28 protein-coding genes and 1 pseudogene are annotated in these 21603 nt (G+C 60.4%); 15 read left to right on the top strand and 14 right to left on the bottom strand.

What is annotated here, in order from left to right:
* A pseudogene (locus AC07Y2_RS09225) lies at nucleotides 1-196 on the bottom strand (hypothetical protein); the annotation flags it as partial.
* A 241-nt stretch (nucleotides 197-437) separates the two neighbouring features.
* On the opposite strand from AC07Y2_RS09225, the gene AC07Y2_RS09230 reads away from it, so the two are divergent.
* Nucleotides 438-716 carry a Rho-binding antiterminator gene (locus tag AC07Y2_RS09230; protein WP_085648397.1) on the top strand — a complete coding sequence of 93 codons (279 nt, stop codon included), beginning with the start codon at nucleotides 438-440 and terminating at the stop codon, nucleotides 714-716.
* 51 nt (nucleotides 717-767) lie between these two features.
* On the opposite strand, the gene AC07Y2_RS09235 is transcribed toward AC07Y2_RS09230, so the two are convergent.
* Nucleotides 768-1973, bottom strand: a complete 1206-nt coding sequence (locus AC07Y2_RS09235; protein WP_103386009.1) for an NAD(P)/FAD-dependent oxidoreductase — start codon at nucleotides 1971-1973, stop codon at nucleotides 768-770.
* Between the two features lie 336 nt (nucleotides 1974-2309).
* Here AC07Y2_RS09235 and AC07Y2_RS09240 point away from each other — a divergent pair, with 336 nt between their 5' ends.
* Nucleotides 2310-2858: an RrF2 family transcriptional regulator gene (locus AC07Y2_RS09240; protein ID WP_074688679.1), complete on the top strand. Its 549-nt coding sequence runs from the start codon at nucleotides 2310-2312 to the stop codon at nucleotides 2856-2858.
* 64 nt (nucleotides 2859-2922) lie between these two features.
* On the opposite strand, the gene AC07Y2_RS09245 is transcribed toward AC07Y2_RS09240, so the two are convergent.
* Nucleotides 2923-3258, bottom strand: a complete 336-nt coding sequence (locus tag AC07Y2_RS09245) for a hypothetical protein (RefSeq protein WP_064597355.1) — start codon at nucleotides 3256-3258, stop codon at nucleotides 2923-2925.
* 177 nt (nucleotides 3259-3435) lie between these two features.
* Here AC07Y2_RS09245 and AC07Y2_RS09250 point away from each other — a divergent pair, with 177 nt between their 5' ends.
* Nucleotides 3436-3675, top strand: a complete 240-nt coding sequence (locus AC07Y2_RS09250; protein WP_007950501.1) for a hypothetical protein — start codon at nucleotides 3436-3438, stop codon at nucleotides 3673-3675.
* 59 nt (nucleotides 3676-3734) lie between these two features.
* Here the strand turns inward: AC07Y2_RS09250 and AC07Y2_RS09255 are convergent, their stop codons facing one another.
* The gene (locus tag AC07Y2_RS09255) at nucleotides 3735-3923 is read right to left on the bottom strand and encodes a hypothetical protein (protein ID WP_039766970.1); all 189 of its coding nucleotides are present in this window, start codon (nucleotides 3921-3923) and stop codon (nucleotides 3735-3737) included.
* A 197-nt stretch (nucleotides 3924-4120) separates the two neighbouring features.
* On the opposite strand from AC07Y2_RS09255, the gene AC07Y2_RS09260 reads away from it, so the two are divergent.
* Nucleotides 4121-4483, top strand: a complete 363-nt coding sequence (locus AC07Y2_RS09260) for an NUDIX hydrolase (protein ID WP_039766972.1) — start codon at nucleotides 4121-4123, stop codon at nucleotides 4481-4483.
* Between the two features lie 3 nt (nucleotides 4484-4486).
* Here the strand turns inward: AC07Y2_RS09260 and AC07Y2_RS09265 are convergent, their stop codons facing one another.
* From AC07Y2_RS09265 to AC07Y2_RS09275, 3 genes are all read right to left on the bottom strand, one after another.
* Nucleotides 4487-4729 (bottom strand): DUF1652 domain-containing protein, encoded by a 243-nt coding sequence (locus AC07Y2_RS09265; RefSeq protein ID WP_011334667.1) that lies wholly within the window; start codon nucleotides 4727-4729, stop codon nucleotides 4487-4489.
* 122 nt (nucleotides 4730-4851) lie between these two features.
* Nucleotides 4852-5751 carry a polysaccharide deacetylase family protein gene (locus AC07Y2_RS09270; RefSeq protein WP_103386008.1) on the bottom strand — a complete coding sequence of 300 codons (900 nt, stop codon included), beginning with the start codon at nucleotides 5749-5751 and terminating at the stop codon, nucleotides 4852-4854.
* A gap of 134 nt (nucleotides 5752-5885) precedes the next feature.
* Nucleotides 5886-6833, bottom strand: coding sequence for an ABC transporter substrate-binding protein (locus tag AC07Y2_RS09275; RefSeq protein WP_011334669.1), 948 nt, complete (start codon nucleotides 6831-6833; stop codon nucleotides 5886-5888).
* Nucleotides 6834-7127: 294 nt separating this feature from the next.
* Here AC07Y2_RS09275 and AC07Y2_RS09280 point away from each other — a divergent pair, with 294 nt between their 5' ends.
* From AC07Y2_RS09280 to AC07Y2_RS09295, 4 genes are all read left to right on the top strand, one after another.
* On the top strand, nucleotides 7128-8114 hold the full coding sequence (locus AC07Y2_RS09280; RefSeq protein WP_039766977.1) for an aliphatic sulfonate ABC transporter substrate-binding protein: 987 nt from the start codon (nucleotides 7128-7130) through the stop codon (nucleotides 8112-8114).
* A 61-nt stretch (nucleotides 8115-8175) separates the two neighbouring features.
* Nucleotides 8176-9015: an ABC transporter permease gene (locus AC07Y2_RS09285; RefSeq protein ID WP_103386007.1), complete on the top strand. Its 840-nt coding sequence runs from the start codon at nucleotides 8176-8178 to the stop codon at nucleotides 9013-9015.
* A gap of 53 nt (nucleotides 9016-9068) precedes the next feature.
* Nucleotides 9069-9749 (top strand): SOS response-associated peptidase, encoded by a 681-nt coding sequence (locus AC07Y2_RS09290; RefSeq protein WP_103386006.1) that lies wholly within the window; start codon nucleotides 9069-9071, stop codon nucleotides 9747-9749.
* Between the two features lie 267 nt (nucleotides 9750-10016).
* Nucleotides 10017-10289 carry a hypothetical protein gene (locus AC07Y2_RS09295; RefSeq protein ID WP_103386005.1) on the top strand — a complete coding sequence of 91 codons (273 nt, stop codon included), beginning with the start codon at nucleotides 10017-10019 and terminating at the stop codon, nucleotides 10287-10289.
* Between the two features lie 45 nt (nucleotides 10290-10334).
* Here the strand turns inward: AC07Y2_RS09295 and AC07Y2_RS09300 are convergent, their stop codons facing one another.
* From AC07Y2_RS09300 to AC07Y2_RS09310, 3 genes are read right to left on the bottom strand one after another with little or no spacing between them, the layout of a single operon-like run.
* On the bottom strand, nucleotides 10335-10496 hold the full coding sequence (locus AC07Y2_RS09300) for a hypothetical protein (RefSeq protein ID WP_158248853.1): 162 nt from the start codon (nucleotides 10494-10496) through the stop codon (nucleotides 10335-10337).
* A 25-nt stretch (nucleotides 10497-10521) separates the two neighbouring features.
* Nucleotides 10522-10833 (bottom strand): AzlD domain-containing protein, encoded by a 312-nt coding sequence (locus AC07Y2_RS09305; protein ID WP_178082848.1) that lies wholly within the window; start codon nucleotides 10831-10833, stop codon nucleotides 10522-10524.
* Nucleotides 10833-11531, bottom strand: a complete 699-nt coding sequence (locus AC07Y2_RS09310) for an AzlC family ABC transporter permease (protein ID WP_085648391.1) — start codon at nucleotides 11529-11531, stop codon at nucleotides 10833-10835. The genes AC07Y2_RS09305 and AC07Y2_RS09310 overlap by 1 nt, the downstream gene beginning before the upstream one ends.
* Nucleotides 11532-11686: 155 nt before the next feature.
* Between AC07Y2_RS09310 and AC07Y2_RS09315 the strand changes: the two genes are divergently transcribed.
* Entirely contained in the window at nucleotides 11687-12073 is a 387-nt protein-coding gene (locus tag AC07Y2_RS09315; RefSeq protein WP_039766992.1) for a DUF2784 domain-containing protein, read from the top strand.
* Here the strand turns inward: AC07Y2_RS09315 and AC07Y2_RS09320 are convergent.
* On the bottom strand, nucleotides 12070-12591 hold the full coding sequence (locus AC07Y2_RS09320; RefSeq protein ID WP_103386003.1) for a DUF3087 domain-containing protein: 522 nt from the start codon (nucleotides 12589-12591) through the stop codon (nucleotides 12070-12072). The genes AC07Y2_RS09315 and AC07Y2_RS09320 overlap by 4 nt on opposite strands.
* Before the next feature lie 211 nt (nucleotides 12592-12802).
* On the opposite strand from AC07Y2_RS09320, the gene ppnN reads away from it, so the two are divergent.
* From ppnN to AC07Y2_RS09345, 5 genes are all read left to right on the top strand, one after another.
* Entirely contained in the window at nucleotides 12803-14176 is a 1374-nt protein-coding gene (gene ppnN, locus AC07Y2_RS09325) for a nucleotide 5'-monophosphate nucleosidase PpnN (protein WP_039766997.1), read from the top strand.
* A gap of 61 nt (nucleotides 14177-14237) precedes the next feature.
* Nucleotides 14238-14975: a response regulator gene (locus tag AC07Y2_RS09330; RefSeq protein ID WP_039766999.1), complete on the top strand. Its 738-nt coding sequence runs from the start codon at nucleotides 14238-14240 to the stop codon at nucleotides 14973-14975.
* Nucleotides 14976-15126: 151 nt separating this feature from the next.
* Nucleotides 15127-15504, top strand: coding sequence for a hypothetical protein (locus AC07Y2_RS09335; RefSeq protein ID WP_039767002.1), 378 nt, complete (start codon nucleotides 15127-15129; stop codon nucleotides 15502-15504).
* A gap of 162 nt (nucleotides 15505-15666) precedes the next feature.
* Nucleotides 15667-16401, top strand: coding sequence for a substrate-binding periplasmic protein (locus tag AC07Y2_RS09340; protein ID WP_103386002.1), 735 nt, complete (start codon nucleotides 15667-15669; stop codon nucleotides 16399-16401).
* 108 nt (nucleotides 16402-16509) lie between these two features.
* A complete protein-coding gene (locus tag AC07Y2_RS09345; protein ID WP_103386001.1) occupies nucleotides 16510-16761 on the top strand; it encodes a hypothetical protein in 252 nt (83 codons plus the stop codon).
* A gap of 64 nt (nucleotides 16762-16825) precedes the next feature.
* On the opposite strand, the gene AC07Y2_RS09350 is transcribed toward AC07Y2_RS09345, so the two are convergent.
* The 3 genes from AC07Y2_RS09350 to AC07Y2_RS09360 all read right to left on the bottom strand — a co-directional run bounded on the left by AC07Y2_RS09350 (nucleotide 16826) and on the right by AC07Y2_RS09360 (nucleotide 20484).
* Nucleotides 16826-18241, bottom strand: coding sequence for an FAD/NAD(P)-binding protein (locus AC07Y2_RS09350; protein WP_103386000.1), 1416 nt, complete (start codon nucleotides 18239-18241; stop codon nucleotides 16826-16828).
* A gap of 59 nt (nucleotides 18242-18300) precedes the next feature.
* Nucleotides 18301-19704, bottom strand: coding sequence for an LLM class flavin-dependent oxidoreductase (locus tag AC07Y2_RS09355; RefSeq protein WP_085610604.1), 1404 nt, complete (start codon nucleotides 19702-19704; stop codon nucleotides 18301-18303).
* A gap of 216 nt (nucleotides 19705-19920) precedes the next feature.
* Nucleotides 19921-20484 (bottom strand): helix-turn-helix domain-containing protein, encoded by a 564-nt coding sequence (locus AC07Y2_RS09360; RefSeq protein WP_085610605.1) that lies wholly within the window; start codon nucleotides 20482-20484, stop codon nucleotides 19921-19923.
* 85 nt (nucleotides 20485-20569) lie between these two features.
* Between AC07Y2_RS09360 and AC07Y2_RS09365 the strand changes: the two genes are divergently transcribed.
* Complete coding sequence (locus AC07Y2_RS09365) at nucleotides 20570-21508, top strand: DMT family transporter (protein WP_103385999.1); 939 nt, start codon at nucleotides 20570-20572, stop codon at nucleotides 21506-21508.
* The last annotated feature ends 95 nt before the right edge of the window (nucleotides 21509-21603 follow it).

Below are 21603 nucleotides of genomic sequence, written 5' to 3' on the forward strand. Positions count from 1 at the left end.
CCCCCACCCACACACAAACCGCCCCAATCCCCAGCACCATCCCGTGAATCACAAACGTGAAAATCAGCGCCTGCACAATCTGGCCGAACGTATCCGGTCGCTTGAAGGCCGTCAGCGTGTAGAAAATCCAGGTCGAAACAAACCCCGGGACCAGGTATTGCAAAAGCGGAATCACTTCCTTCACCAGATCATCCATGATCGGTCGCTCCTTGAATCAAGAAACACTCCTCCCAAAACAGCAATCCCGGCCTGTAATGGTCCGGCATTCAAAGCCTAGTGCTCGCGGGAAAAAAGCCCGCAATCAACTGTCACCGCGCATTACACTTCCCGCAGAATCTGATCCGCGCCGTTCCCTGCCGCCATCAACACCGCCGCATGAAGGTTGATGCACGAGCCGGATCGTTTCATCATCGCGCAAGGTTTCGAGGAGTAACGCCATGACCCGTTATCAGCCGTTGAACTGTGATCTGCACGACTACTTGGAAATCGCCTGCCTGCGCGGCTATCAGCTGGACATCGAGCTGGTCGACGGTCAGCGTCTGATGGCCCGGGCCGTGACCACGCGGACCAGCAGTGAAAAAGAAGAATTTCTGGTGATCGAGCAACAAGGCGCGCAACAGGAAATTCGCCTCGACCAGTTGCTCGCGATCACACCTCAGGAGGCCAACGCCGAGTTCGGTCGAGTGGTCCTTGCCGGAGGGGTTTGCGGAATCTGAACAAAAAATCCCGCCCGGCATCAACCGGGCGGGATTTTCTAAACACGCCGTTTACGCGACGACGGGGATCATCGGATCCGCAGCCGCCAGCGCGATGGCACGGTCAGCCGCCGGTGGATAGATCCACTGGGTGTTGATCTGGGTCTTGAGCGACTTGCCCTCCTCCTTGACCAGTTTCACCTGACGATCCCAGCCTTCGGTGTACACCGAGCCCCAGGCGCCGAGGTCTAGGCAGGTCACGTATTTCGGCTGGCTGTACGGCGTTGGGTCGACCCCGAGGATCTGCGCTGCGACGTTGTTGCCGGCGTGACGACCAAGGGAAATCGCGTGCTGGCAGGTCATCAGGGCGAAGTTGCCGACATCGTCGGTGGCCGCGTAAGCCACGTCGCCGGTGGCGAAGATGTCGTCCTGGCCGATGACTTTCAGGTTGGCATCAACGTGCAGACGGCCCTGACGATCACGCTCGGCAGGAATCTGCTCGGTCAGGGAGCTGGCACGTACACCGGTGGTCCAGACCACGGTTTTTGCCTCGATACGCTGGCCGTCCGACAAGGTCACGCCGTTTTCATCGACGGACACCACCGACACACCCAGTCGCCATTCCACGCCCAGCTCTTCGCTAGCTTCAGCAATCGACACGCTGATCGCTTCGCCCATGGACGCGCCGACTTTTTGCCCGCGATCAACGATGATCACTTGAATATTGGCATCGTCGCCCAGCACGGCCCGCAGACGCGCCGGCATTTCAGTGGCGGTTTCGATACCGGTGAAACCACCGCCGGCGACGACCACGGTGTTGCGCGCCTGGCTTTCAGGCTGGCCGATCAGGGAATCCAGATGGTTTTCCAGGCGGATCGCAGCTTCGATCTGGTCGACGTCAAACGCATATTGCGCCACACCCGGGGTGTCCGGCAGGGCCAGGCCGCTGCCGGAGGCCAGCACCAGTTTGTCGTAGCTGAACACCTGTTGCGCACCGGCTGCGTCGGTGTAGCCCACGGTTTTCGCCTGTACGTCGATGGTGTTCGCGGCGCCCTTGATGAAATTGACGCCAACCGCGTCGAACAGATCGCCCAGTGGTGCGGCCAGTGTGTGGGCATTCGGCTCGTAGAAACGTGGGCGAACGCGCAGCTCGGCTTGCGGCGCCAACACGGTTACGTCGATGTTGTCCCGATTGTGAATGTCGACCAGACGCGTGGCGCTCAATGCCGTCCACATGCCACCGAAACCTGCGCCGATTACCAGAATGTGCTGTTTCATTGTTCTCTCCAGGCACGAAGCCAAGTCACTGAATGAGGTGGAAGGATTCACATCATCGGGAGCGGACACGTCTGTATTTTTCAAGAACGCGGAAGGCTGCTCACCGGATAACGGCGACTGTATTGGTCGCCGTTATATCCGACAAGTCAGATTTTGTGATGATTAGCATCGAAAACTTCGATAGCTCAGATTGAACGGAGCCACCCTCTTCAACTCGTTGATTCAGCTGAAATCAAGAAATCCGGGATCCTAATAGCCAAACACTCAAGGCGCTCTCGATTTGTTTGCCACGAACAACCCTGATAACATCGGCGACAAATACAGTCGGAGATAGTTATGTCGCTTTACAGTGCGGGGGTCGAGTACGGCATTCACTGCCTGGCCTTTCTGGTGGGCAGCGGCGGTGACAGTCGTGAAGCCAGCGTGCGTGACCTGGCAGAGCTGCAAGGGGTGCCGCTGGATTACCTGGCGAAGATCTTCACCAAACTGGCCAAAGGCAAGCTGGTGGAATCCACCGGTGGCGTGCGCGGCGGCTTCACCCTGGCGCGTCCGGCGGAAGAAATCACCCTGCTCGACATCGTCAATGCCATCGATGGTCCCAAGAACATTTTCGAATGCCGGGACATTCGCGGACGCTGCGCGCTGTTCGATGGCTCGCCGCCGGACTGGGCGCTGGACGGCACCTGCTCGATTCACGCCGCGATGATGACCGCGCAAAAGCGCATGGAAGAAGCCCTCGCCCAGCAGACCATCCTCGACATCGCCAGAAAGGTCGGGCGCAAGGCACCGGCGGGGTTCAACAGTCAGGTGGAAGACTGGATGCAGGATCGCCGGGAAAAGAAGACCGGCGGCGCCGGCATTCCGCTCACCGACATCTCGGACTGAACTCGATCAGCAGGCAAAAAAAAGCAGAAACCGATCAGCGGTTTCTGCTTTCTCGTTTTTGACCTTACAAGCAGTCGCGCACCGCTTTGCGCAACGATCCGGACTTCGCCCACGGCGGCCCCTGATACAGGGAAACGCGGCTGCCGTCCTTGTACTTGACCACATCGAGAATCTCGTCAGCGGTGACGATGCTCGGCGCGGTGATCCGGTAGCCATTGGAAATCGCTGTCTGGGACGTCTTGGCAACGTCCTGCTGCCACAACGGCAATACACACGCGGCGTAGTCCTTGGGAGTCTTGTCGCTGGTCTTGCTGACATTCGGCTCGCCCGGCACCAGTGACGCAGGCAACGAACAACCGGCCAATGCCACCAACAGCATGCCCCCGATCAACATCCGCATGGTGATTCCTTCATCTGAAAAAAACGCGAATGTACCCTGTAACTGTTCGGACATCCATCGTAGCGCTCTGCCTGTACTCCTCGAAAACCGGACCAATCAGCTCACCGACAGATGACCTTGCCCCACTCCCAAAAAATGCGGCTACTCTGTTTTACCGAGAATGTTCCGGAGGTGATCATGCGGCTCAATGAATACGAACACGAACTTCAACGTGACCTGCAAAGCGTGGCATCGGACTTGAGATGGTCGGCGGTGGACCTCAAGCGCATTGCCGAGCAATTGCGCCAGTCGGGCAACGAGGCGGACGCCCAGGCGGTACTGCGATCCTGCGAGGTGCTGCAAAGCGATGAAGAGCGCCTGCAGCTGTATGCCCGGGAAGTGAAAGCCCGCGCCATCAGCCGAACCAAAGTCCACTGAAACCCACCCGGTCCACAACAAAAAGCCCCGGACATCCGGGGCTTTTTCTCCACAGGCCTTCAGCCTGTCTTGCGACCGCGTACACGGCTTTTGTACCCCGGCAGTGCGGCGGCGTAGGCCAGCGCTTCTTCGCGACTGGCAAACGAAGCGAGCCGGTCACCCTGCGTGCAGACCCGCCACGGGCCGTTGTTCACGCTGAGTACGTCGTAGCCATTCATGTGCATTTTGTTCAGCATCGCCATGCTCATAGGCACCTCCTGTCTTCTAACGAACTTTTGCACCTTACACCCGCAACACGCAGTCGTGCCGACCGGACGTCGCACCGCAGCCGCGTCAAGTCTCCGGCACTTTTGCCGCTGCCGGGCACTCAGAAGCTCTAAACCGGCAGCGGCCCAAATATTGCTAATTCATGACAGATTTATGACAAACGGCAATCAGGTAACACATGAAAGTACGAGCAACCGTCATCTGCGAACAGGATCGACACATTCTCCTGGTGCGCAAACCCAGATGCCGCTGGACGCTTCCGGGGGGCACCGTCGAACCGGGAGAGACCCGCGCGCAAGCCGCCGCCCGAGAACTCAAGGAAGAGACCGGCCTGGACAGCGATGACATGCTTTATCTGATGGAACTGCAAAACGGCAGCACCCGCCACCACGTCTACGAGGCGTCGGTGCTGAACATTGAGCAGGTTCGCCCGCTGAACGAGATCGTCGACTGCCTCTGGCACCCGCTGGATGCGGTGCAGAATCTGAACGTCAGTGACGCCACGCTGAGCATCGTCCGCGCCTTTCAACGACGCCTTTGACTCTCAGCCGGCGAACGCCCGGCGTCCGGCGCTCATTTCCGTGCGCAATTCACCGATGAAATTGGAGATGTCACGAATGGTGACCAGATGCTCAGGAGAAACACCATTGAGCAGCAACTCGACACGCCCGCTGTCGGGTTCGTAAACCTTGATCTGCAAGAGGCCCTGCGCCGTTTCGGTGCAGTCGCAATACAACGGCGAAAAGCCGGATTCGACGATGCGGCAAATGTCGGCAATGGCAATCATGGGGGCACGCCTCACAGGCTTTGGCTCGGGCGACCCGATCAGCATAGATGAGCTTTCACTGCCCCGCCCCTGCCGCCCAGTGTAAAAATTGCCAACCGCTTCACAACTTCAAATCGCGGTTCTCAATGGGCGTCATGGTCCCAGATCCAGTTCCATATTCCCGGCAGATTCACCGGTTTCGACGACTCGCGCACCGTGCGCGCCAGCGCAGCTTTTTCCAGCGCCGCGCGATCGTCATAGAACGGTTTGCCTGCCAGTCGTACGCCGGTGGCGGCGGCACTGTCGAGCAGAATCTGCAGATACTCGCGGGTGTGGCGCGCGGTGTAGCGGTTGAGGTCATGGAAGGTCACCACCACCGGAATCACCCCGTCCACAGTGGGCAGTTCGCCAAGAGCAATCCGTTCGCGGACTTCCGACAGTTGTCGCAGCATGTTCGCCCGCCGCCGGGGGCTGGCGTTGAAGCCCCAGATCTTGCCGTCGTTGGCGCTCAGGTCGGTCAGCAACACCTGCATATGGTGCTGCTGATAAGCGGCGAAGGTGCGTTTGTCGTAGTTCCAGAATGGCGGACGCAATAACGTCGGCGGCGCGCCAGTGATTGCCGCGATGTCCGCCGAACCGTTGGTCAGCGAGGTTTCGAGTTCTTGGGGATCGAGCAATCGATGATTGGTGTGCCAATGGGTGGCGGTGTGAAAGCCCAGAATGTGCCCTTCAGCGTGCTCGCGGCGCATGACTCGCCGACCGATCTCGCTGTTGCCCGCTCGGGGTGCGCGGGTCTGGACGAAAAACACCGCTTTGATCCCCGGTTGCAGCGGGTTGTCCTTGAGGCTGTCGAGTACGGTGTCGGTGGGGTTGAAAAGACTGGAAGCGCTGGGGCCGTCATCGAAGGTCAATAGAAAGCGCACAGGCGCCTGAGTCTTGAGCCGGGCTTCGGTCTGCGCGGTCATTTCGATGGGAGCGGCGATGCATCCGGCCAACCCGACGGCTACCGCCATCGCACAGAAAACCTTGAACCACTGTGTCATGTTTTGCCTTGAGCCCGACCGTTGCGGTCATGTTGTCGATTGGCAAAACTCCTTCGCCGCTGCTGCCTCCCTGCGACCCATTGAGATGGGCCGAGGTTGGATAAAGATACACAGGGTTTGGTTCCGGCGCTCGCTCAGCGCGCCAGCGCCTGTTGAAACGAGCTGTCGATGATACCGGCCGTGGCCAGCGGAGCCGGCAGCGCCTTGACCTTGAACAGGAAGTCGGCCGTGCTTTGCAGATCGGCGGCGGCCTGCTGATCCACCGGGCCGACCGTCATGTGCGCCTGGCGCAACCAGTGCCGCGAAACCTGTTGATCGAGGTTGGCCTTCTTCGCCCACAGGTCGGCGTACTCGTCGGTGTGGCTGTCGACCCAGGCCCTGGCCTGCTTCAAACGTCCGAGGAAATCGGCGATCGCTTCGCGCTTGCTGTCGATGGACGGCGCAGACGCGGCGATGGCGCTCAAGCCCGGCATCAGGTTTTTCGCCGTGAGAATCGGCCGGGCGCCGGAGAACACGATCTGCTGGGAAATGTACGGCTCCCATACCGGGAACGCATCGATGCTGCCTTGCGGTAGCGCGGCCGCCGCATCGATCGGCATCAGTTTGACGAAGTCGACGTAATTCTCCGGCAAACCGCCCTGCTCCAGTGCCCGCAAGGTCAGTTGCTGACTCCAGGCGCCCGGCCAGTAGGCGACTTTCTTGCCCTTCAGGTCCTCGATGGTTTTCACCGGAGAATCCTTGGGCACCAACAGGGCGATGGTGTCCGGATTCTGTCGTGACACACCGATCAGCTTCACCGGCGCTTGTTTAGCGGCCAGAAACAGAAAACCCGAATCCCCCAGGAAACCCAGATCCAGCGACCCGGTCTGCAACGCTTCGGCCAACGGCGCGGCAGCCTGGAAGTGTTTCCAGTCAACCGTGTAAGGCGCGTCCTTCAACACGCCGGACGCTTCTATCGAAGCGCGGATGTTGTAGTAATTCTGGTCGCCGACGTGCAGGACCAAGGGTTCGGCAGCATAGGTCAACGGCGTGGCAAACAGTGCGCTGGTCAACGCGGCGCGTAGGAAACGTGAGAGCTTCATGGCGAGTCCTGCAGAAGGGATTTTTTATAGACCATAACGCTCTTACAAATCAGATTTGAAATTCTATTAGCGCATAAGCTCAGCACCTTCCCGTTGCACTGTTTGCCGAGCAACAGTGGCTCGGCACAGTGTTTTCCCTGCAACACTTCAAACCTGCAAAACCGGCGTCACCCCCCGTAAATATGGGACAAAACGTACATGGCACAGAGCCTGCAATATTCCATTCATGCAGGAAGCATTCGATAAAAATATCTTTTTGGACATAAGAATCTGTTGCCTTGCCGGAGCGTGCCCATGAAACCCTTCTTACCGTTTTCCCGCGTCAAAACGCTGCTCGCGGCCTGCGCTGTAGCCCTGAGCCTGCAACCTCTGGCCCACGCTGCCGAAGCGCCGCCGGCCGAAGTGCATCTGGATTACGCCTATTACTCGCCGGTCAGCCTGGCGCTGAAACATCTGGGCTACCTGGAAAAAGCCTTGCCCCAGAGCAAAGTCAGCTGGGTGCTGAGCCAGGGCAGCAACCGCTCGCTGGAATACCTTAACAGCGGCGGCGTGGATTTCGCCTCGTCGGCCAGCCTCGCTGCCGTGCTCAGCCGTGCCAATGGCAGCCCGATCAAATCGGTCTACGTCTATAGCCGCGCTGAATGGACCGCGCTGGTGGTGCGCAAGGACTCGCCGATCCAGTCCGTCGCCGACCTCAAGGGCAAGAAAATCGCCGCCACCAAAGGCACCGATCCGTACCTGTTTACCCTGCGCACCCTGCAACAGGCCGGGCTGAAAAAGGACGACGTGGAACTGGTGCACCTGCAGCACCCGGACGGCCGCACCGCGCTGGAGAAAGGCGATGTCGACGCCTGGGCCGGCCTCGATCCGCACATGGCCGCCAGTCAGGTGCAGGCCGGTTCGCGCCTGCTGTACCGCAATCGCGACTTCAACAGCTACGGCGTGGTCAGCGTCACCGAGCAATACGCCAAGCAACACCCGCAAACCATCGACACCGTGATCAAGGCCTATGAGCAGGCCCGCGAGTGGTCGGTGAAGAACCCCGACGAATTGGCCAAATTGCTCGCCAGCGAATCCGGTCTGCCGCTGGACGTGGCCAAACTGCAATTGTCGCGCACCGACCTGAGCAGCCCGCAGCTGACCGCCAGGGACGTGCTGGCCTCGAAAGCCGCCGCGCCGATTCTGGTCTCCGAAGAACTGGTGCGCCGTGGGGTGAATGTCGATCAGGTCATCGATCAGTTGATCGACACCGGTTTCCAGCAAGTCGCCGCCGCCCAGTAACCGATCAGGCTCATGACAAGTCCGCGTCCGTCGCGGATTTGTCGTGAGCGGAGAACCGTCCATGAGCAACGACTTGCCCGCCCGCCTCGCCGTGCCGGCACCACGCCGAAGACTCCCACTGCTGAATCCGCTCTGGCGTCGGCGCCTTAAAGGCCTGGCCCTGCCACTGCTGATCGTGATCGCCCTCGAATTCATCGTGCGCATCGGCTGGCTGCCGTCCTACCAGATGCCGGCGCCGAGCGAGATCGCCCTGACCCTCACCGACCTGGCCGAAGGCGCCCTGTGGAAACACATCGGCGCCAGCCTGATTCGCGTGCTGCTGGGGTTTGCCATCGGCGCGAGCCTGGCGTTGGTGTTTGCCGCGTGGGTCGGCCTGAGCCGTGAAGCCGAGGCTTATCTGGAACCGACGTTCGCCGCACTGCGGTCGATTCCCAGCCTGGCCTGGGTGCCGCTGTTGCTGCTATGGCTGGGGATCGACGAGACCTCGAAAATCGTTCTGATCGCCATCGGCGCGTTCTTCCAGGTGTACGTCAACGTGGTCGCGGCGATCCGCAACATCGACCGCAAACTGGTGGAGGTCGGGCACATCTACGGCTTCAGCCCGCTGCAACTGGTGCGACGGATACTGTTGCCCGCCGCCCTGCCCGGCCTGTTCACCGGATTGCGCAGCGGTATGAGTTTGTCGTGGATGTTTCTGGTGGCGGCCGAACTGATCGCGGCGACCAAAGGTCTGGGTTACCTGCTCAGTGACGGTCGCGAAACTTCGCGGCCGGACATCGTGCTGGCTGCGATCATCGTCCTGGCGCTGCTGGGCAAACTCAGCGACGGCCTGCTGGCCGTGCTGGAACGCCGTTGGCTGGTCTGGCGCGACGCGTTCACCGGTCAGGGCAGCAAGGATTGAACCGTGCAACTAAGCTGAAACCTTCAGGCAGCTGTTCGCCGGAGGGTTGGCCGATGTGCGGAAGACTGTCGCAATACCGGGGTATCCACGATTTCGTCGCGGTGCTGAGCATTCCCGATGCGCTGATCAATCACGTCGGCGAGGCGCCGCTGGCGCATTACAACGCCGCGCCCACCACGTCACTGGCGATCCTTCATCAGCACCAACAACGGCTATACGCCGACAATCTGCGCTGGGGCTGGCGCCCGCACTGGGCCAGGGATCGCGCTGCACCGATCAACGCGCGGCTGGAAAAAGTCGCCCACGGGCCGTTCTTTCGAGCGATCTGGCGTCATCGACTGATCGTGCCGGTCGACAACTGGTTCGAGTGGGTCGATGCACCCGACAAAAGCCGACAGCCGTGGCTGATTCGCCGGGCCGATCATCAGCCGGTTTTCTGCGCCGCCATCGGCCAGTTTCCGATACCCGGCGAACTTTCACGGGAAGACGACGGCTTCGTCATCATTACCGCCAACAGCGAAGGCGGCTTGCTCGATGTGCATGACCGGCGCCCGATTGTGCTGCGCCCTGACCGGGTTCAGGAATGGCTCGATCCCGCCACGCCCACAGAGCGTGCCGAGCAGATGCTGTTGTTCGAAGCCGAGCCCAGCGAAGCGTTCCAATGGCACAAAGTCGGCAAAGCGGTGGGCAACTCCCGCAATCAGGGCGCGGAATTGATTGATGCCGTACCGTAAATAAATGTCGACGCGGTGCGTTATCAAAAGCAGGAACTCACGAATCGAATCCTGCCTGTTACACGCGGTGTTTCAAACGCGAAACATTCAACCTAAACAGTCGTTTGATTGAACTAACCGCCTGTCTGACATTTCAACCGTCATACATACATTTACAAACACTACGGATAGCATGCGCGCCGCATTTCCTTTTGGCATACCAGTTGACCAAAGAGTCAGCAAAACCAGGAATCCCCCACAAACTTACAAGCCTTGCAGAGAATTAAGTTGCGCGACGATTTTGCAATCAAACAGGTCACAGGCCTGGAGTGTATTCATCTGTCCCCGACAGAACGCTTTCAACTCGACTGTTTTATCGGCCATTACATAAAGACTCGAAACCTGCGTGACGTACCCGATATCGACCGCATCCTGCGCGCCACCCTCGAAAACTATCCCTGCCACCCGCCGGTGATGGTCAACGAGCTGAATGCCTGGATCGACAAGACCTTGGGTTATCGGGCCTCCCACCCCGATTTCACACTGCTGGAAGATCTTTGATGAAACGAAAAAGCCCCGCAATCGCGGGGCTTTTCGTTGTGGCGTTCAGGGTTTCAGCGGGCGTTCCTGATCACGGTCGGACAACTCGCGGCTGTCGTCATGCTTCCAGGTCTGCTCCTTGTGTTTCTCCCGTTCGATTTCTTCTTCGCTCGGTTCGTCATCTTCTTCAGGACGTTTCTGCTCGGTTGCCATGTTCACCTCGCTCATGAAATTGATCCATTAAGCGTAGAACTTAAAGCCACCAGCGCAATACAAAGAAAAACGCCATGCTCAATAGCATGCTGAGCAACGTGTTGCGCGTGTAGATCACCAGTGCGATTGCCACTAACGAACTCAGCAGATAAGGGTTATCCCACTGCAGATTCAGTTGTTTGTCCGGCATGAACACAATCGGCCCGCAAATCGCGGTCAACATGCCCGGCACGGCAAAACCGAGAAATTGCCGCGCGTTGCTGCTCAACCGTACCGGCAAGCGTGGTTCGAGAAACACGTAACGATTGAGGAACACCAGAATCCCCATGCCGAAAATCACTGCCCAGACCATCATGTGCGCTCCCGATACAGCTTGTTGCAGATGAACCCGGCCGTCATGCCGGCCAGCCCCGACAGCACCAGCGCCGAACCCCATTGCCAATAACTGAACAACACCGAGCAAAACAGCGACACCGCCACGCAGACCACCGTCGGCACATTGCGCACCACCGGTGTGATCAGAGCGATGAAGGTGGCGGCAATCGAGAAGTCCAGCCCAAGGTGTTCAAGCCCCGGAATGCTGCTGCCGAGCACAATGCCGGCCAGGGTAAAAAGGTTCCAGGCGATGTAGAACGTCAGGCCGACACCCAAGGCGTACCAGCGATTGAACTGCTGACGATCGTGCTGACTGGTCAGCGCGAACAGCTCGTCAGTGAGCAAAAAACCCAGGCCAATACGCCAGCGCCCCGGCAACGGCGAAATCACCTGGCGCATGCTCATGCCGTAAAGCAAGTGCTGCGAGGTCAGCAGCAGCGTGGTCAGCAGAATCGAGAAAATCCCGGCGCCGCCCTTGAGCATGCCGATTGCCACCAATTGCGCAGCGCCGGCGAACACGATGCTCGACAGGCCCTGCCCTTGCAGCGGCGTGAGGTTGGCTTCAATCGCCATTGAGCCGGCCAGCAGCCCCCAAGGAGCGGTTGCCAAGGATAACGGCATGATCGCCGCGGCGCCGCGAAGGAAGGCACTGCGCGGCATTAATGAATCAGACATAACACGCTTCAACCGTGAGACAAGGCCCCGGACTCTGCCAGCAAACGCCCTTTCATGGCTTGAACAATCTTGCGCAGTTGGCGCAACCCCTTCCTTCCGTCAGTCGTTTACCGGCGTAACATGGCAACCATTCACACACGCGTCAGGGAGACGACATGCTGTATCGAATAGCCGCCGACGGGCTGGTGCTGTTTCATTTGCTGTTCATTCTGTTCGTGCTGTTCGGTGGGCTGCTGGTGCTCAAGTGGCCGCGGCTGATGTGGCTGCATTTGCCGGCGGCGGCCTGGGGCGTGGCGGTCGAGGTGTTGCACCTGACCTGTCCGCTGACCTATTGGGAAAACCTGATGCGCCACGCTGCCGGGCAGACCGAATACGCGGGTGGTTTCATCGAACATTACGTCTGGCCGATCATCTACCCGGCCGGGCTGACCCCGCAGATTCAGTTGGTACTGGGTAGCGTGGTGCTGGTGGTCAACTTGCTGGTCTACGGGCGCCTGATTCGCCGCTGGAAACTCAGACGCGCCGCGCGCATTCCGTTTTAGCGCGCTTTCAAGGTTTCCAGCCAGGCCGGATCGAGGTGCGTCTGATCGGTGTCCAGACCGAGCGCCTCCATCCGCGCCTTGTGCGCTTCGACCTCCCGGTGCAATTGCGCGTGATCGCTGGAGTTGCCGTCCAGTTCATGCATCTGGGTCAGGCCCAGGTGATAGAAACGCAGCACTTTCATTGCCAACGGATCACCCTTCTCCACTGCCGCCGTCACCTGATGCATCACGTTGGTGACGCTCATCAGGCTGCGCTTGAGCCGCCAGCCATACACCGCCGGAGCCATCCAGGTCTGATTCCAGAAACGCCCGCGCAGCAACGCCGCCGTCAGCAGAAATGCGCCAAACACCCCGCCGACATTGAACCGCAGATTGTCCCCGCCCGGCTCGCCGAACAGCGCCACCGCCGCCGTCGAAAACGCCATCGCCAGCACCAGAAACAGCACCGCGATGATCAGCGTGCTGCGCCGGGTCTGCTGGCGATAAGTGATGGCATCGATCGGTTGAATCTCGAACATCGCGACAGGCTTCCATGGCTTGAAATAAAAAGAGGCCGGCGCATTATCGCCTCTGAGGCGGATTTAGCTATGCTGGAGCTCCTTTTCATCTTTTCAAAGTCCAACGGGGACATGGCGATACCACGCAGATCGTGCCATCTTCATTCATGGATACACACTATTCAGATGCCATTGGCCGTGCCGGCAATGACATCGTTTTAAGGATCACTGCATGACCCAACGACACGTAATCAATGCCTCGGTCAGCCCGAAAGGCAGCCTCGAAACCCTTTCCCAACGTGAAGTTCAGCAACTGAGCCAGGCCGGAACCGGCAGCACCTACACCCTCTTTCGCCAGTGCGCCCTGGCCATCCTCAATACCGGCGCCCATGTCGACAACGCAAAAACCATTCTGGAAGCCTACAAAGACTTCGAAATCCGCATCCACCAACAGGATCGCGGCGTGCGTCTGGAACTGTTGAACGCCCCGGCCGACGCCTTCGTCGACGGCGAAATGATCGCCAGCACCCGGGAAATGCTGTTCAGCGCCCTGCGCGACATCGTCTACACCGAAAACGAACTCGACGCTTTGAGCATCGACCTAAGCACCTCCCAGGGCATCAGCGACTACGTCTTCCACCTGCTGCGCAACGCGCGCACCCTGCGTCCGGGCGTCGAGCCGAAAATCGTCGTGTGCTGGGGCGGCCACTCGATCAACACCGAAGAATACAAATACACCAAGAAAGTCGGCCACGAACTGGGCCTGCGCAGCCTCGATATCTGCACCGGCTGCGGCCCGGGCGTGATGAAAGGCCCGATGAAAGGCGCGACCATCGCCCACGCCAAACAGCGGATTCACGGTGGCCGTTACCTCGGTCTGACCGAGCCGGGCATCATCGCCGCCGAAGCGCCGAACCCGATCGTCAACGAGCTGGTGATCCTGCCGGACATCGAAAAACGTCTGGAAGCTTTCGTCCGCGTCGGCCACGGCATCATCATCTTCCCGGGCGGCGCCGGCACTGCCGAAGAGTTCCTGTACCTGCTGGGCATCCTGATGCACCCGGACAACGCCGGCCTGCCGTTCCCGGTGATCCTGACCGGGCCGAAACATGCCGCGCCATACCTGGAACAACTGGACGCCTTCGTCACCGCCACCCTCGGCGAAGCGGCGAAAAAGCACTACGAAATCATCATCGACAACCCGGCGGAAGTGGCGCGGCAGATGACCGCGGGCCTGAAGGCCGTGAAGCAGTTCCGCCGCGAACGCGCCGATGCATTCCACTTCAACTGGCTGCTGAAGATCGACGAAGGCTTCCAGCGCCCGTTCGATCCGACCCACGAGAACATGGCCAACCTCAAGCTGCACCGCGATCAGCCGCCCCACGAACTGGCGGCCAACCTGCGCCGTGCGTTCTCCGGGATCGTCGCCGGCAACGTCAAGGACAAGGGCATCCGCCTGATCGAGGAACACGGGCCGTACCAGATCCGTGGTGACGCCGCGATCATGCAGCCGCTCGATCTGCTGCTCAAAGCCTTCGTCGCCCAGCACCGGATGAAACTGCCGGGTGGCGCGGCGTATGTGCCGTGCTATCGCGTGGTGTCCTGACCCGAAGAGACAGGTGCCCGAAGCGCAACGCTTCGGGCACTCCTTATAAAAAGAGCGAACCATGGATCACATCAACCACATCCTGATCGTCGACGATGACCGCGAGATCCGCGAGCTGGTCGGCAATTACCTGACCAAGAACGGCCTGCGCAGCACCGTGGTCGCCGATGGCCGCCAGATGCGCAGCTTTCTGGAAGCCAACACGGTCGACCTGATCGTGCTCGACATCATGCTCCCCGGCGATGACGGGTTGGTGCTGTGCCGCGAGTTGCGTGCCGGCAAGCACAAGGCGATCCCGATCCTGATGCTCACCGCCCGCGACGACCAGACCGACCGCATCCTCGGCCTGGAAATGGGCGCCGACGATTACCTGACCAAACCCTTCGCTGCCCGCGAACTGCTGGCGCGGATCAACGCCGTGCTGCGCCGCACGCGAATGCTGCCGCCCAATCTGCTGATCACCGAAACCGGGCGCCTGCTCGCGTTCGGCCGCTGGCGCCTGGACACCACCGCCCGCCACCTGCTCGATGAAGACGACACCATGGTCGCCCTCAGTGGCGCCGAGTATCGCCTGCTCCGGGTGTTTCTCGATCATCCGCAACGGGTGCTCAGCCGCGATCAATTGCTGAACTTGACCCAGGGGCGCGACGCCGACCTGTTCGACCGCTCCATCGATTTGCTGGTCAGCCGCCTGCGTCAGCGTCTGCTGGACGACTCCCGCGAGCCGACCTACATCAAGACCGTGCGCAACGAGGGTTATGTGTTCTCCTTCGCCGTGGAGATGCTCGCCGAATCCTGATGGATTTGTATCACTCTGTATAAATTCGCCGCGCAGATACGTAACCGGTGTTTTTGGGCCGTAACACCACATATCAGCGATACACCCTCGCGTTTGAATGAACCCACCAGAAAGCACTGGCTCACTCATCTCAAACGCAAGGAGAAGCACCATGTTCAAGTCCTCGAAATCCCTGGTACTCGTAATCAGCCTGCTCGGTGGCCTGGCCCTGACCGACCTGGCGTCCGCCAGCTCCCAGCCGCTGGTCGCCGAATACGGCTCGGAAAACCTGCAGAAGGATCGCGTGGCCGAAGGTGGCGCGGATCGCTTGCAGGAACTGCGCGAACGCGTGGCTGAAGGCGGCGCCGACCGTTTGCAGGAACTGCGTGAACGCGTGGCTGAAGGCGGTGCTGACCGTTTGCAAGAGTTGCGTGAACGTGTAGCTGAAGGTGGCGCCGACCGCTTGCAGGAACTGCGCGAACGTTCGGCCCGCAGCGTACTGGTCGCCGAGAACCGTCCCGAGTTCGGTTCCAAGTACCAGCGCTACTGATCGTCTGTACCCGCCGTTGTCGATTCCTGCCGGGGGCGCTCTGCCCCCGCAGCGATCACTACCGATAAGCCTTGTTCTCTGACACAAAAGCCCCGCTGTTTCCCCACGACAGTCATCACTGCTCGTACTAAGCTGCGCGATTGATTTGTTCAGGGACGATCCATGAAACGATTTGCCGCTTGTCTGCTGTCAATGCTGGCCCTGACGGCCACTGCGGCGGACCTGCAACTGCTCACCGACAACCACCCGCCCCTGCATTTCATGCAAGGCAATCAGCTCGCAGGATTCGGTGTGGACGTGGTGCAGGCCCTGGCGAACCAGACCGGCGACCGTATCCATCTGCAACAAGTCCCGCTGCTGCGCGCCCTGCGCATGGCCAGCGACACGCCCGACACCGGCGTATTCACCGTGCTGCGTACCGATGAGCGCGACGATCGCTATCAATGGGTCGGGCCGCTGATCGAAGTCGAAACCGCGCTATACGCCCGCGACAATCTCCAGCCTCCCGTGCACAGCCTGCGTGAAGCCGATCACCTGGGCCGGATCACCGTACCGCGCAAATGGCTGGTCTACAGCTACCTGCAAGGGCAAGACCTGAACAATCTCTACGGCGTGGAAACCCCGGAGCAGATGATGCGACTGTTCAGCCTGGGGCGTACCGATTTCGTGGTCTCCGATACCTGGTCCAAGGCCGCCCTCGCCCGCGAACAAGGCATGGAGCCAGGACGCTTGCAGTACCAGATCCCGTTGATGAAGCAGAACACCTACATCGCGTTTTCGCCGCAGACCGATCCGAAACAGGTAGCACGCTGGCAGCAGGCGCTGGATACATTGCGGGCCGACGGTCGTCTGGAGCAACTGCGCCAGCGCTGGCTGAGCAATACCCTCCCGCGCTGATCGCGCATCAACACCTTCGATAACAACTATGCGCAAGGGTGTTTTCACATCAAAACCCTCCAGCACTACAGTGGGCCCCATCTTCTCCCCACTCTCTGGAGCAACATCATGAAAGACATCATCGCCCTCGGCTTCATCGTTTCCCTGATCGGCGCCACCTCCGCCATCGCTGCCCCACACGCCAGCACTCCAGTTGTCGCGGCTACGACCATTGGCCAGTCCGGCACCCTGAACGTCGACACCGTCAGCATCGATGCCGAACACAAAGACGGCCTCAAACTGCAACAGAATGCTGAACAGACCAAACTGTACGTCGCGGAAAACCGCCCGGAATTCGGCTCCAAATATCAGCGCTACTGAGTGATCGGTTTGAGCTGCCAGAAACAGGAAACCCCGCCGAAGCGGGGTTTCTTGCATTCGGGCGTCAGCGCACCAGTCGCGCGGCCAGCGCCTTGGCCTGCAACGCCACGTCGGTGACAGCGGTGCTTTCCCACCACATGCCACGCAGCGGCGGGCCCATGGCGAACAGGCGGTTCGAGACCCGACCCTCTTCATCCAGCACCGCACCGTCCACCGCCGCCGCGATGCCCAGCGCCAACGGCCCCGGGCGAACCAGACCGCGCGCCAACAATTGCTGTGGCAAAGGTCGCGCGACCCGGCGCCAGTCGTATTCGATGCCGCTGGAATTGATCAACGCCGCGCCCTGCACCACGCGGGTCTCAGCCTTACCGCGAGGGCGAATACGGATACTCACCCCGCCATCCGACGCCAATTCAAGACCCTTGTAGGACGCAGCATGAATGCGCAATCGCCCTTCCCGGTGCAGACGCTCGACCAGTTCCGCGCTCAGCGGCGGTGAACGATGGTGATGACTTTCCCACCACGGTCGCACATGCCGTACGAACTGCCGGCGCTGCGCATCGCTGGCCTGACTCCATAACCGGCCGATGTGCGCACGCACGGTGTCCAGCGGCGCCTGCCAGTCGATGCCTTGGGCGATGGCGTCGCGGCAATGCCGACGCAATTCGCGCAATAGCTGGCGCGGTGTGCGAATGCTGTGATCCTCGGCGAGGAAGTCCACCCACGCGGGCGGTTGCCGACGAACATGAGGCAGCAGCCCGTGCCGGGAAAACACCTCGATCGGCCCGCGATGCCCGGCCTGCTCCAGCGACACCACGGCATCGACCATGGTCAGGCCGGAGCCGATGATCAGCACCGTGGATTGTGGATCGAGCTGGCGCATGGCCGCGACATCCCACGGATCCAGTGCCGCCGCGTTGAGGCCGCTGGACTCCTTTTGCGGCGTGCGGGCAGCCGGGAACATCCCGGTCGCCAGCACGGCAAAGGCGCCTCGCAGTTGCTGGCCGTCACTCAAGGTGAGCTGCACGCAATCGCTGGAAGCCTGAACATCGACAACTTCGGCCCGTACATGCTCGACTGTCGAACCCTGTTGCGCACCCACCTGCTGCGCTTCGGCCAGACGCTGCTGGACGTACACGCCGAACAGCCCCCTAGGCGGAAACAGCTCGCTGACCGGTACATGTTGCTGATCAGACTCTGGCCAACCGCCACCAGCAATATGATCGGTCAGCCAGTGGGTCAGGTCATCGGCATTGTCCGGATCGACGCTCATCCGCGCCGCATTGCCATTGAGCGTGTGGCCCAGTTCCACCGCGCTGTACGCTTCGCCCCGGCCCAGTTCGGCCCGGGGCTCGATCACCAGAATCGTTCTGCGCCCCGGCAAACGCAGCAATTGCACCGCCAGCATCGTACCGCTGAGGCCGCCGCCGACAATCAGAATGTCGGCGTGACGGGTGGCGGTTGTATCGGTTTGAGTCATGCCGTTCTCGCAGCTGAGGATATGCTCGGGCCAGTGTCATTCAGACGCCGCGAAGACGTCTAGACAGACGCGACCTTTTTCTCCTGCCGATGCAGCTCGCCGAGGTTTCGATAGCCGCTGCCCGGATGGATCTCCGGCAGTCTCGGCCCTTCGCCAAACAGCTTCTCACGCAAGGTCCCCGGCGCGTACTCGGTCTTGTAGACACCGCGCTTCTGCAACTCCGGCACCAGCAATTCCACGGCGTCGATGAAGGTTTCGTGGGTCAGCGCGTAGGCGAGGTTGAAGCCATCGACGTCGGTTTCGTCGACCCATTCCTGCAACAGGTCCGCCACCGTTTCCGGGCTGCCGACGAACAGCGGGCCGAAGCCGCCGATGCCGACCCAATCGGCCAGTTCGTTGGGGGTCCAGACCTTGTTCGGATCCGCTGTGGAAAACGCTTCGACCGCCGACTGAATCGCGTTGGTGTGTACGTGTTTGAGCGGTTCGTCCGGTTTGAAGCGGCTGAAGTCGATGCCGGTCCAGCCGGAAATCAGCGCCATCGCGCCTTCGTAGCTGACCCAGGATTTGTATTCTTCGAACTTGGCTTTGGCCTTGGCGTCGGTCTCGCCGAGGATCACCGTTTGCAGATTGAAGATCAGGATCTTCGACGGATCGCGCCCGGCCTCGGCGGCGCGACGGCGGATGTCGGCCACGGTTTTCTTCAGCAGCACTTTCGACGGTGCCGCGACAAATACACACTCGGCATGCTCGGCAGCAAACTGCTTGCCACGACTGGACGCGCCGGCCTGGTAGAGAACCGGCGTGCGCTGCGGCGACGGTTCGCAAAGGTGAATGCCCGGCACCTGGAAGTGTTTGCCGTGGTGGCGGATCTCGTGGATCTTGCTCGGGTCACTGAAAATCCGCCGCTCGCGATCCCGCAGGATAGCGCCCTCTTCCCAACTGCCTTCCCACAGTTTGTAGCAGACCTCCAGGTATTCCTCGGCGAAGTCGTAGCGCGCGTCATGTTCGGTCTGAGCTTGCTGGCCGATGTTCTTCGCACCGCTCTCCAGATAAGAGGTGACGATGTTCCAGCCGGCCCGGCCCTTGGTCAGGTGATCGAGGGTCGACAGGCGTCGGGCGAATGGATACGGATGTTCGAAGGACAACGAGGCGGTCAGGCCGAAACCCAGGTGCTCGGTGACCAGCGCCATCGGAGGAATCAACTGCAACGGGTCATTGACCGGCACCTGCGCCGCCTGCCGGATGGCCGCTTCGCCGTTGCCGTTGTACACGTCGTAGATGCCCAGCACGTCGGCAATGAACAAACCGTCGAACTTGCCGCGCTCGAGGATTTTCGCCAGATCGGTCCAGTACTCCAGATCCTTGTATTGCCAGGAGCGATCCCGAGGGTGAGCCCACAGGCCCGGCGACTGATGGCCGACGCAGTTCATGTCGAAGGCGTTGAGACGGATTTCGCGGGGCATCAGACGGCACTCCCGATTGTCAGGAGGCGTTTGAAGGTGTGAATTGAGACGGTCATGTGAGGCGACTCCGTTGTTTCCGGATGAGGATCCAGAACCCGTAGCAGGAGTCATGCCTTAATATATTTAACTTATTTATCAATATGTTGAGATAACAACCTAAAGCAGTCTGCACGCAGGATGGAGCAAACTGTTTATCCGCTGTCGGCCCTGCAACAGTCAGATCACCACATTGCGCACGAAGCGCGCGGCCACTTCCCCGTCATTGCGGTAGGTGTGCGGCTGATTGCTGGCGAACATGAAAAACTCGCCGGCCGCGATTTGCTGGGGTTGGTCGCCGAGCATCAGCGTCAGGCAGCCTTCGAACACAAAGATCTGTTCGCTCCAGCCCTCGGCGTCCGGTTGCGAGGGATAGACCTCACCCGGTTGCAGGCACCATTCCCACTGCTCCACCGCGCGGGTGGCGTTGGCCTTGGATAGCAAGACGGCTTTGCTGCCGGGGATGCTGCCGGCCCAGGCAAGTTCGTTGATACGGCCGGGATCGCGATTGTCCGGGGCCTGGATCAGATCGCTGAAGGCCACTTCGAGGGCTTCGGCGACGCGGTCGAGGGTGGTCAGACTGACATTCTTCTCACCCGCCTCGATGGCCACCAGCATTCGCCGGCTGACCCCGGACTTTTCGGCGAGGGCGGTCTGGCTCATGTCGGCGGCGTGGCGCAGGCGCCGGACGTTCTGGCTGACGTGTTGCAGGACTGAAGCCCGCTGAACGGAATCTCTGTGCACTATATTGCTCACTGGCTGGGGTTGGGCAGTATACTGCGCACCATTTGGCGCATTGTGCGTCCCCTCCTTAAAAGTGCGCAAGGTCATGACGTCAGCCAACTCCACTCAAACTCCCCTGCGATTTTCCCGGTTCAGCAAAGCCGAGTGCGTGCTGGTGTTGATCACCATGCTTTGGGGCGGCACCTTTCTGCTGGTGCAGCACGCGATGACCGTCAGCGGCCCGATGTTTTTCGTCGGTCTGCGCTTTGCCGCCGCAGCTGGCATTGTTGCGCTGTTCTCCTGGAAACACCTGCGGGAACTGACCCTGTTCGAATTCAAGGCTGGCGCCTTTATCGGCGTGGCGATCCTGCTCGGTTATGGCTTGCAGACCGTTGGGTTGCAGAGTATCCCAAGCAGCCAGTCGGCGTTCATCACGGCGTTGTACGTGCCGTTCGTGCCGCTGTTGCAATGGCTGGTGCTGGGCCGGCGCCCGGGTTTGATGCCGAGCATCGGCATCATGCTGGCGTTTACCGGGCTGATGCTGCTTTCCGGGCCGTCCGGTGCTTCGCTGAATTTCAGCCCCGGTGAAATCGCCACGCTGATCAGCGCCATCGCGATTGCGGCCGAAATCATCCTCATCAGTAACTACGCCGGGCAGGTGGATGTGCGCCGAGTGACGGTGGTGCAACTGGCGGTAACCTCGGCCCTGTCTTTCTTGATGGTGGTGCCGACCGGCGAGGCGATTCCGGATTTCTCGTGGCTGTTGCTGAGCACTGCCCTGGGCCTGGGCGCGATGAGTGCGGCGATTCAGGTGGCGATGAACTGGGCGCAGAAAAGTGTTTCGCCGACCCGCGCGACCTTGATTTACGCCGGTGAGCCGGTGTGGGCCGGGATCGTCGGGCGCATCGCAGGAGAGCGTCTGCCAGCGATCGCATTGATAGGTGCGGGGCTGATCGTGGCGGCGGTGATCGTCAGTGAATTGAAGACCAAAGGCAAAGGGACACAAACGGTCACGGAAGAATTGGAACACGAGACCGAAGGCTAAACGGGGTTTTTACGGCTACTTTGTAGGATTCAGAGACATCCTCGCGTTTGGCGATCCGGGAGCTGGCACGTATGATGCTTCACAAACTTCCGCAG

It is taken from the genome of Pseudomonas sp. GW456-12-1-14-TSB6, from assembly GCF_059424205.1.

Bases quoted from the DNA above. Each gene is read 5' to 3' on its own strand.
- AC07Y2_RS09240 (WP_074688679.1), top strand. From the start codon at position 2,310: ATGTCGCTTTACAGTGCGGGGGTCGAGTACGGCATTCACTGCCTGGCC.
- AC07Y2_RS09230 (WP_085648397.1), top strand. From the start codon at position 438: ATGACCCGTTATCAGCCGTTGAACTGTGATCTGCACGACTACTTGGAA.
- ppnN (WP_039766997.1), top strand. From the start codon at position 12,803: ATGACCCAACGACACGTAATCAATGCCTCGGTCAGCCCGAAAGGCAGC.
- AC07Y2_RS09305 (WP_178082848.1), bottom strand. From the start codon at position 10,833: ATGGTCTGGGCAGTGATTTTCGGCATGGGGATTCTGGTGTTCCTCAAT.
- AC07Y2_RS09280 (WP_039766977.1), top strand. From the start codon at position 7,128: ATGAAACCCTTCTTACCGTTTTCCCGCGTCAAAACGCTGCTCGCGGCC.
- AC07Y2_RS09260 (WP_039766972.1), top strand. From the start codon at position 4,121: ATGAAAGTACGAGCAACCGTCATCTGCGAACAGGATCGACACATTCTC.
- AC07Y2_RS09355 (WP_085610604.1), bottom strand. From the start codon at position 19,704: ATGCCCCGCGAAATCCGTCTCAACGCCTTCGACATGAACTGCGTCGGC.
- AC07Y2_RS09365 (WP_103385999.1), top strand. From the start codon at position 20,570: ATGACGTCAGCCAACTCCACTCAAACTCCCCTGCGATTTTCCCGGTTC.
- AC07Y2_RS09290 (WP_103386006.1), top strand. From the start codon at position 9,069: ATGTGCGGAAGACTGTCGCAATACCGGGGTATCCACGATTTCGTCGCG.
- AC07Y2_RS09340 (WP_103386002.1), top strand. From the start codon at position 15,667: ATGAAACGATTTGCCGCTTGTCTGCTGTCAATGCTGGCCCTGACGGCC.
- AC07Y2_RS09245 (WP_064597355.1), bottom strand. From the start codon at position 3,258: ATGCGGATGTTGATCGGGGGCATGCTGTTGGTGGCATTGGCCGGTTGT.
- AC07Y2_RS09265 (WP_011334667.1), bottom strand. From the start codon at position 4,729: ATGATTGCCATTGCCGACATTTGCCGCATCGTCGAATCCGGCTTTTCG.
- AC07Y2_RS09285 (WP_103386007.1), top strand. From the start codon at position 8,176: ATGAGCAACGACTTGCCCGCCCGCCTCGCCGTGCCGGCACCACGCCGA.
- AC07Y2_RS09235 (WP_103386009.1), bottom strand. From the start codon at position 1,973: ATGAAACAGCACATTCTGGTAATCGGCGCAGGTTTCGGTGGCATGTGG.
- AC07Y2_RS09345 (WP_103386001.1), top strand. From the start codon at position 16,510: ATGAAAGACATCATCGCCCTCGGCTTCATCGTTTCCCTGATCGGCGCC.
- AC07Y2_RS09250 (WP_007950501.1), top strand. From the start codon at position 3,436: ATGCGGCTCAATGAATACGAACACGAACTTCAACGTGACCTGCAAAGC.
- AC07Y2_RS09300 (WP_158248853.1), bottom strand. From the start codon at position 10,496: ATGAGCGAGGTGAACATGGCAACCGAGCAGAAACGTCCTGAAGAAGAT.
- AC07Y2_RS09310 (WP_085648391.1), bottom strand. From the start codon at position 11,531: ATGTCTGATTCATTAATGCCGCGCAGTGCCTTCCTTCGCGGCGCCGCG.
- AC07Y2_RS09315 (WP_039766992.1), top strand. From the start codon at position 11,687: ATGCTGTATCGAATAGCCGCCGACGGGCTGGTGCTGTTTCATTTGCTG.
- AC07Y2_RS09255 (WP_039766970.1), bottom strand. From the start codon at position 3,923: ATGAGCATGGCGATGCTGAACAAAATGCACATGAATGGCTACGACGTA.
- AC07Y2_RS09270 (WP_103386008.1), bottom strand. From the start codon at position 5,751: ATGACACAGTGGTTCAAGGTTTTCTGTGCGATGGCGGTAGCCGTCGGG.
- AC07Y2_RS09330 (WP_039766999.1), top strand. From the start codon at position 14,238: ATGGATCACATCAACCACATCCTGATCGTCGACGATGACCGCGAGATC.
- AC07Y2_RS09335 (WP_039767002.1), top strand. From the start codon at position 15,127: ATGTTCAAGTCCTCGAAATCCCTGGTACTCGTAATCAGCCTGCTCGGT.
- AC07Y2_RS09275 (WP_011334669.1), bottom strand. From the start codon at position 6,833: ATGAAGCTCTCACGTTTCCTACGCGCCGCGTTGACCAGCGCACTGTTT.
- AC07Y2_RS09320 (WP_103386003.1), bottom strand. From the start codon at position 12,591: ATGTTCGAGATTCAACCGATCGATGCCATCACTTATCGCCAGCAGACC.
- AC07Y2_RS09350 (WP_103386000.1), bottom strand. From the start codon at position 18,241: ATGACTCAAACCGATACAACCGCCACCCGTCACGCCGACATTCTGATT.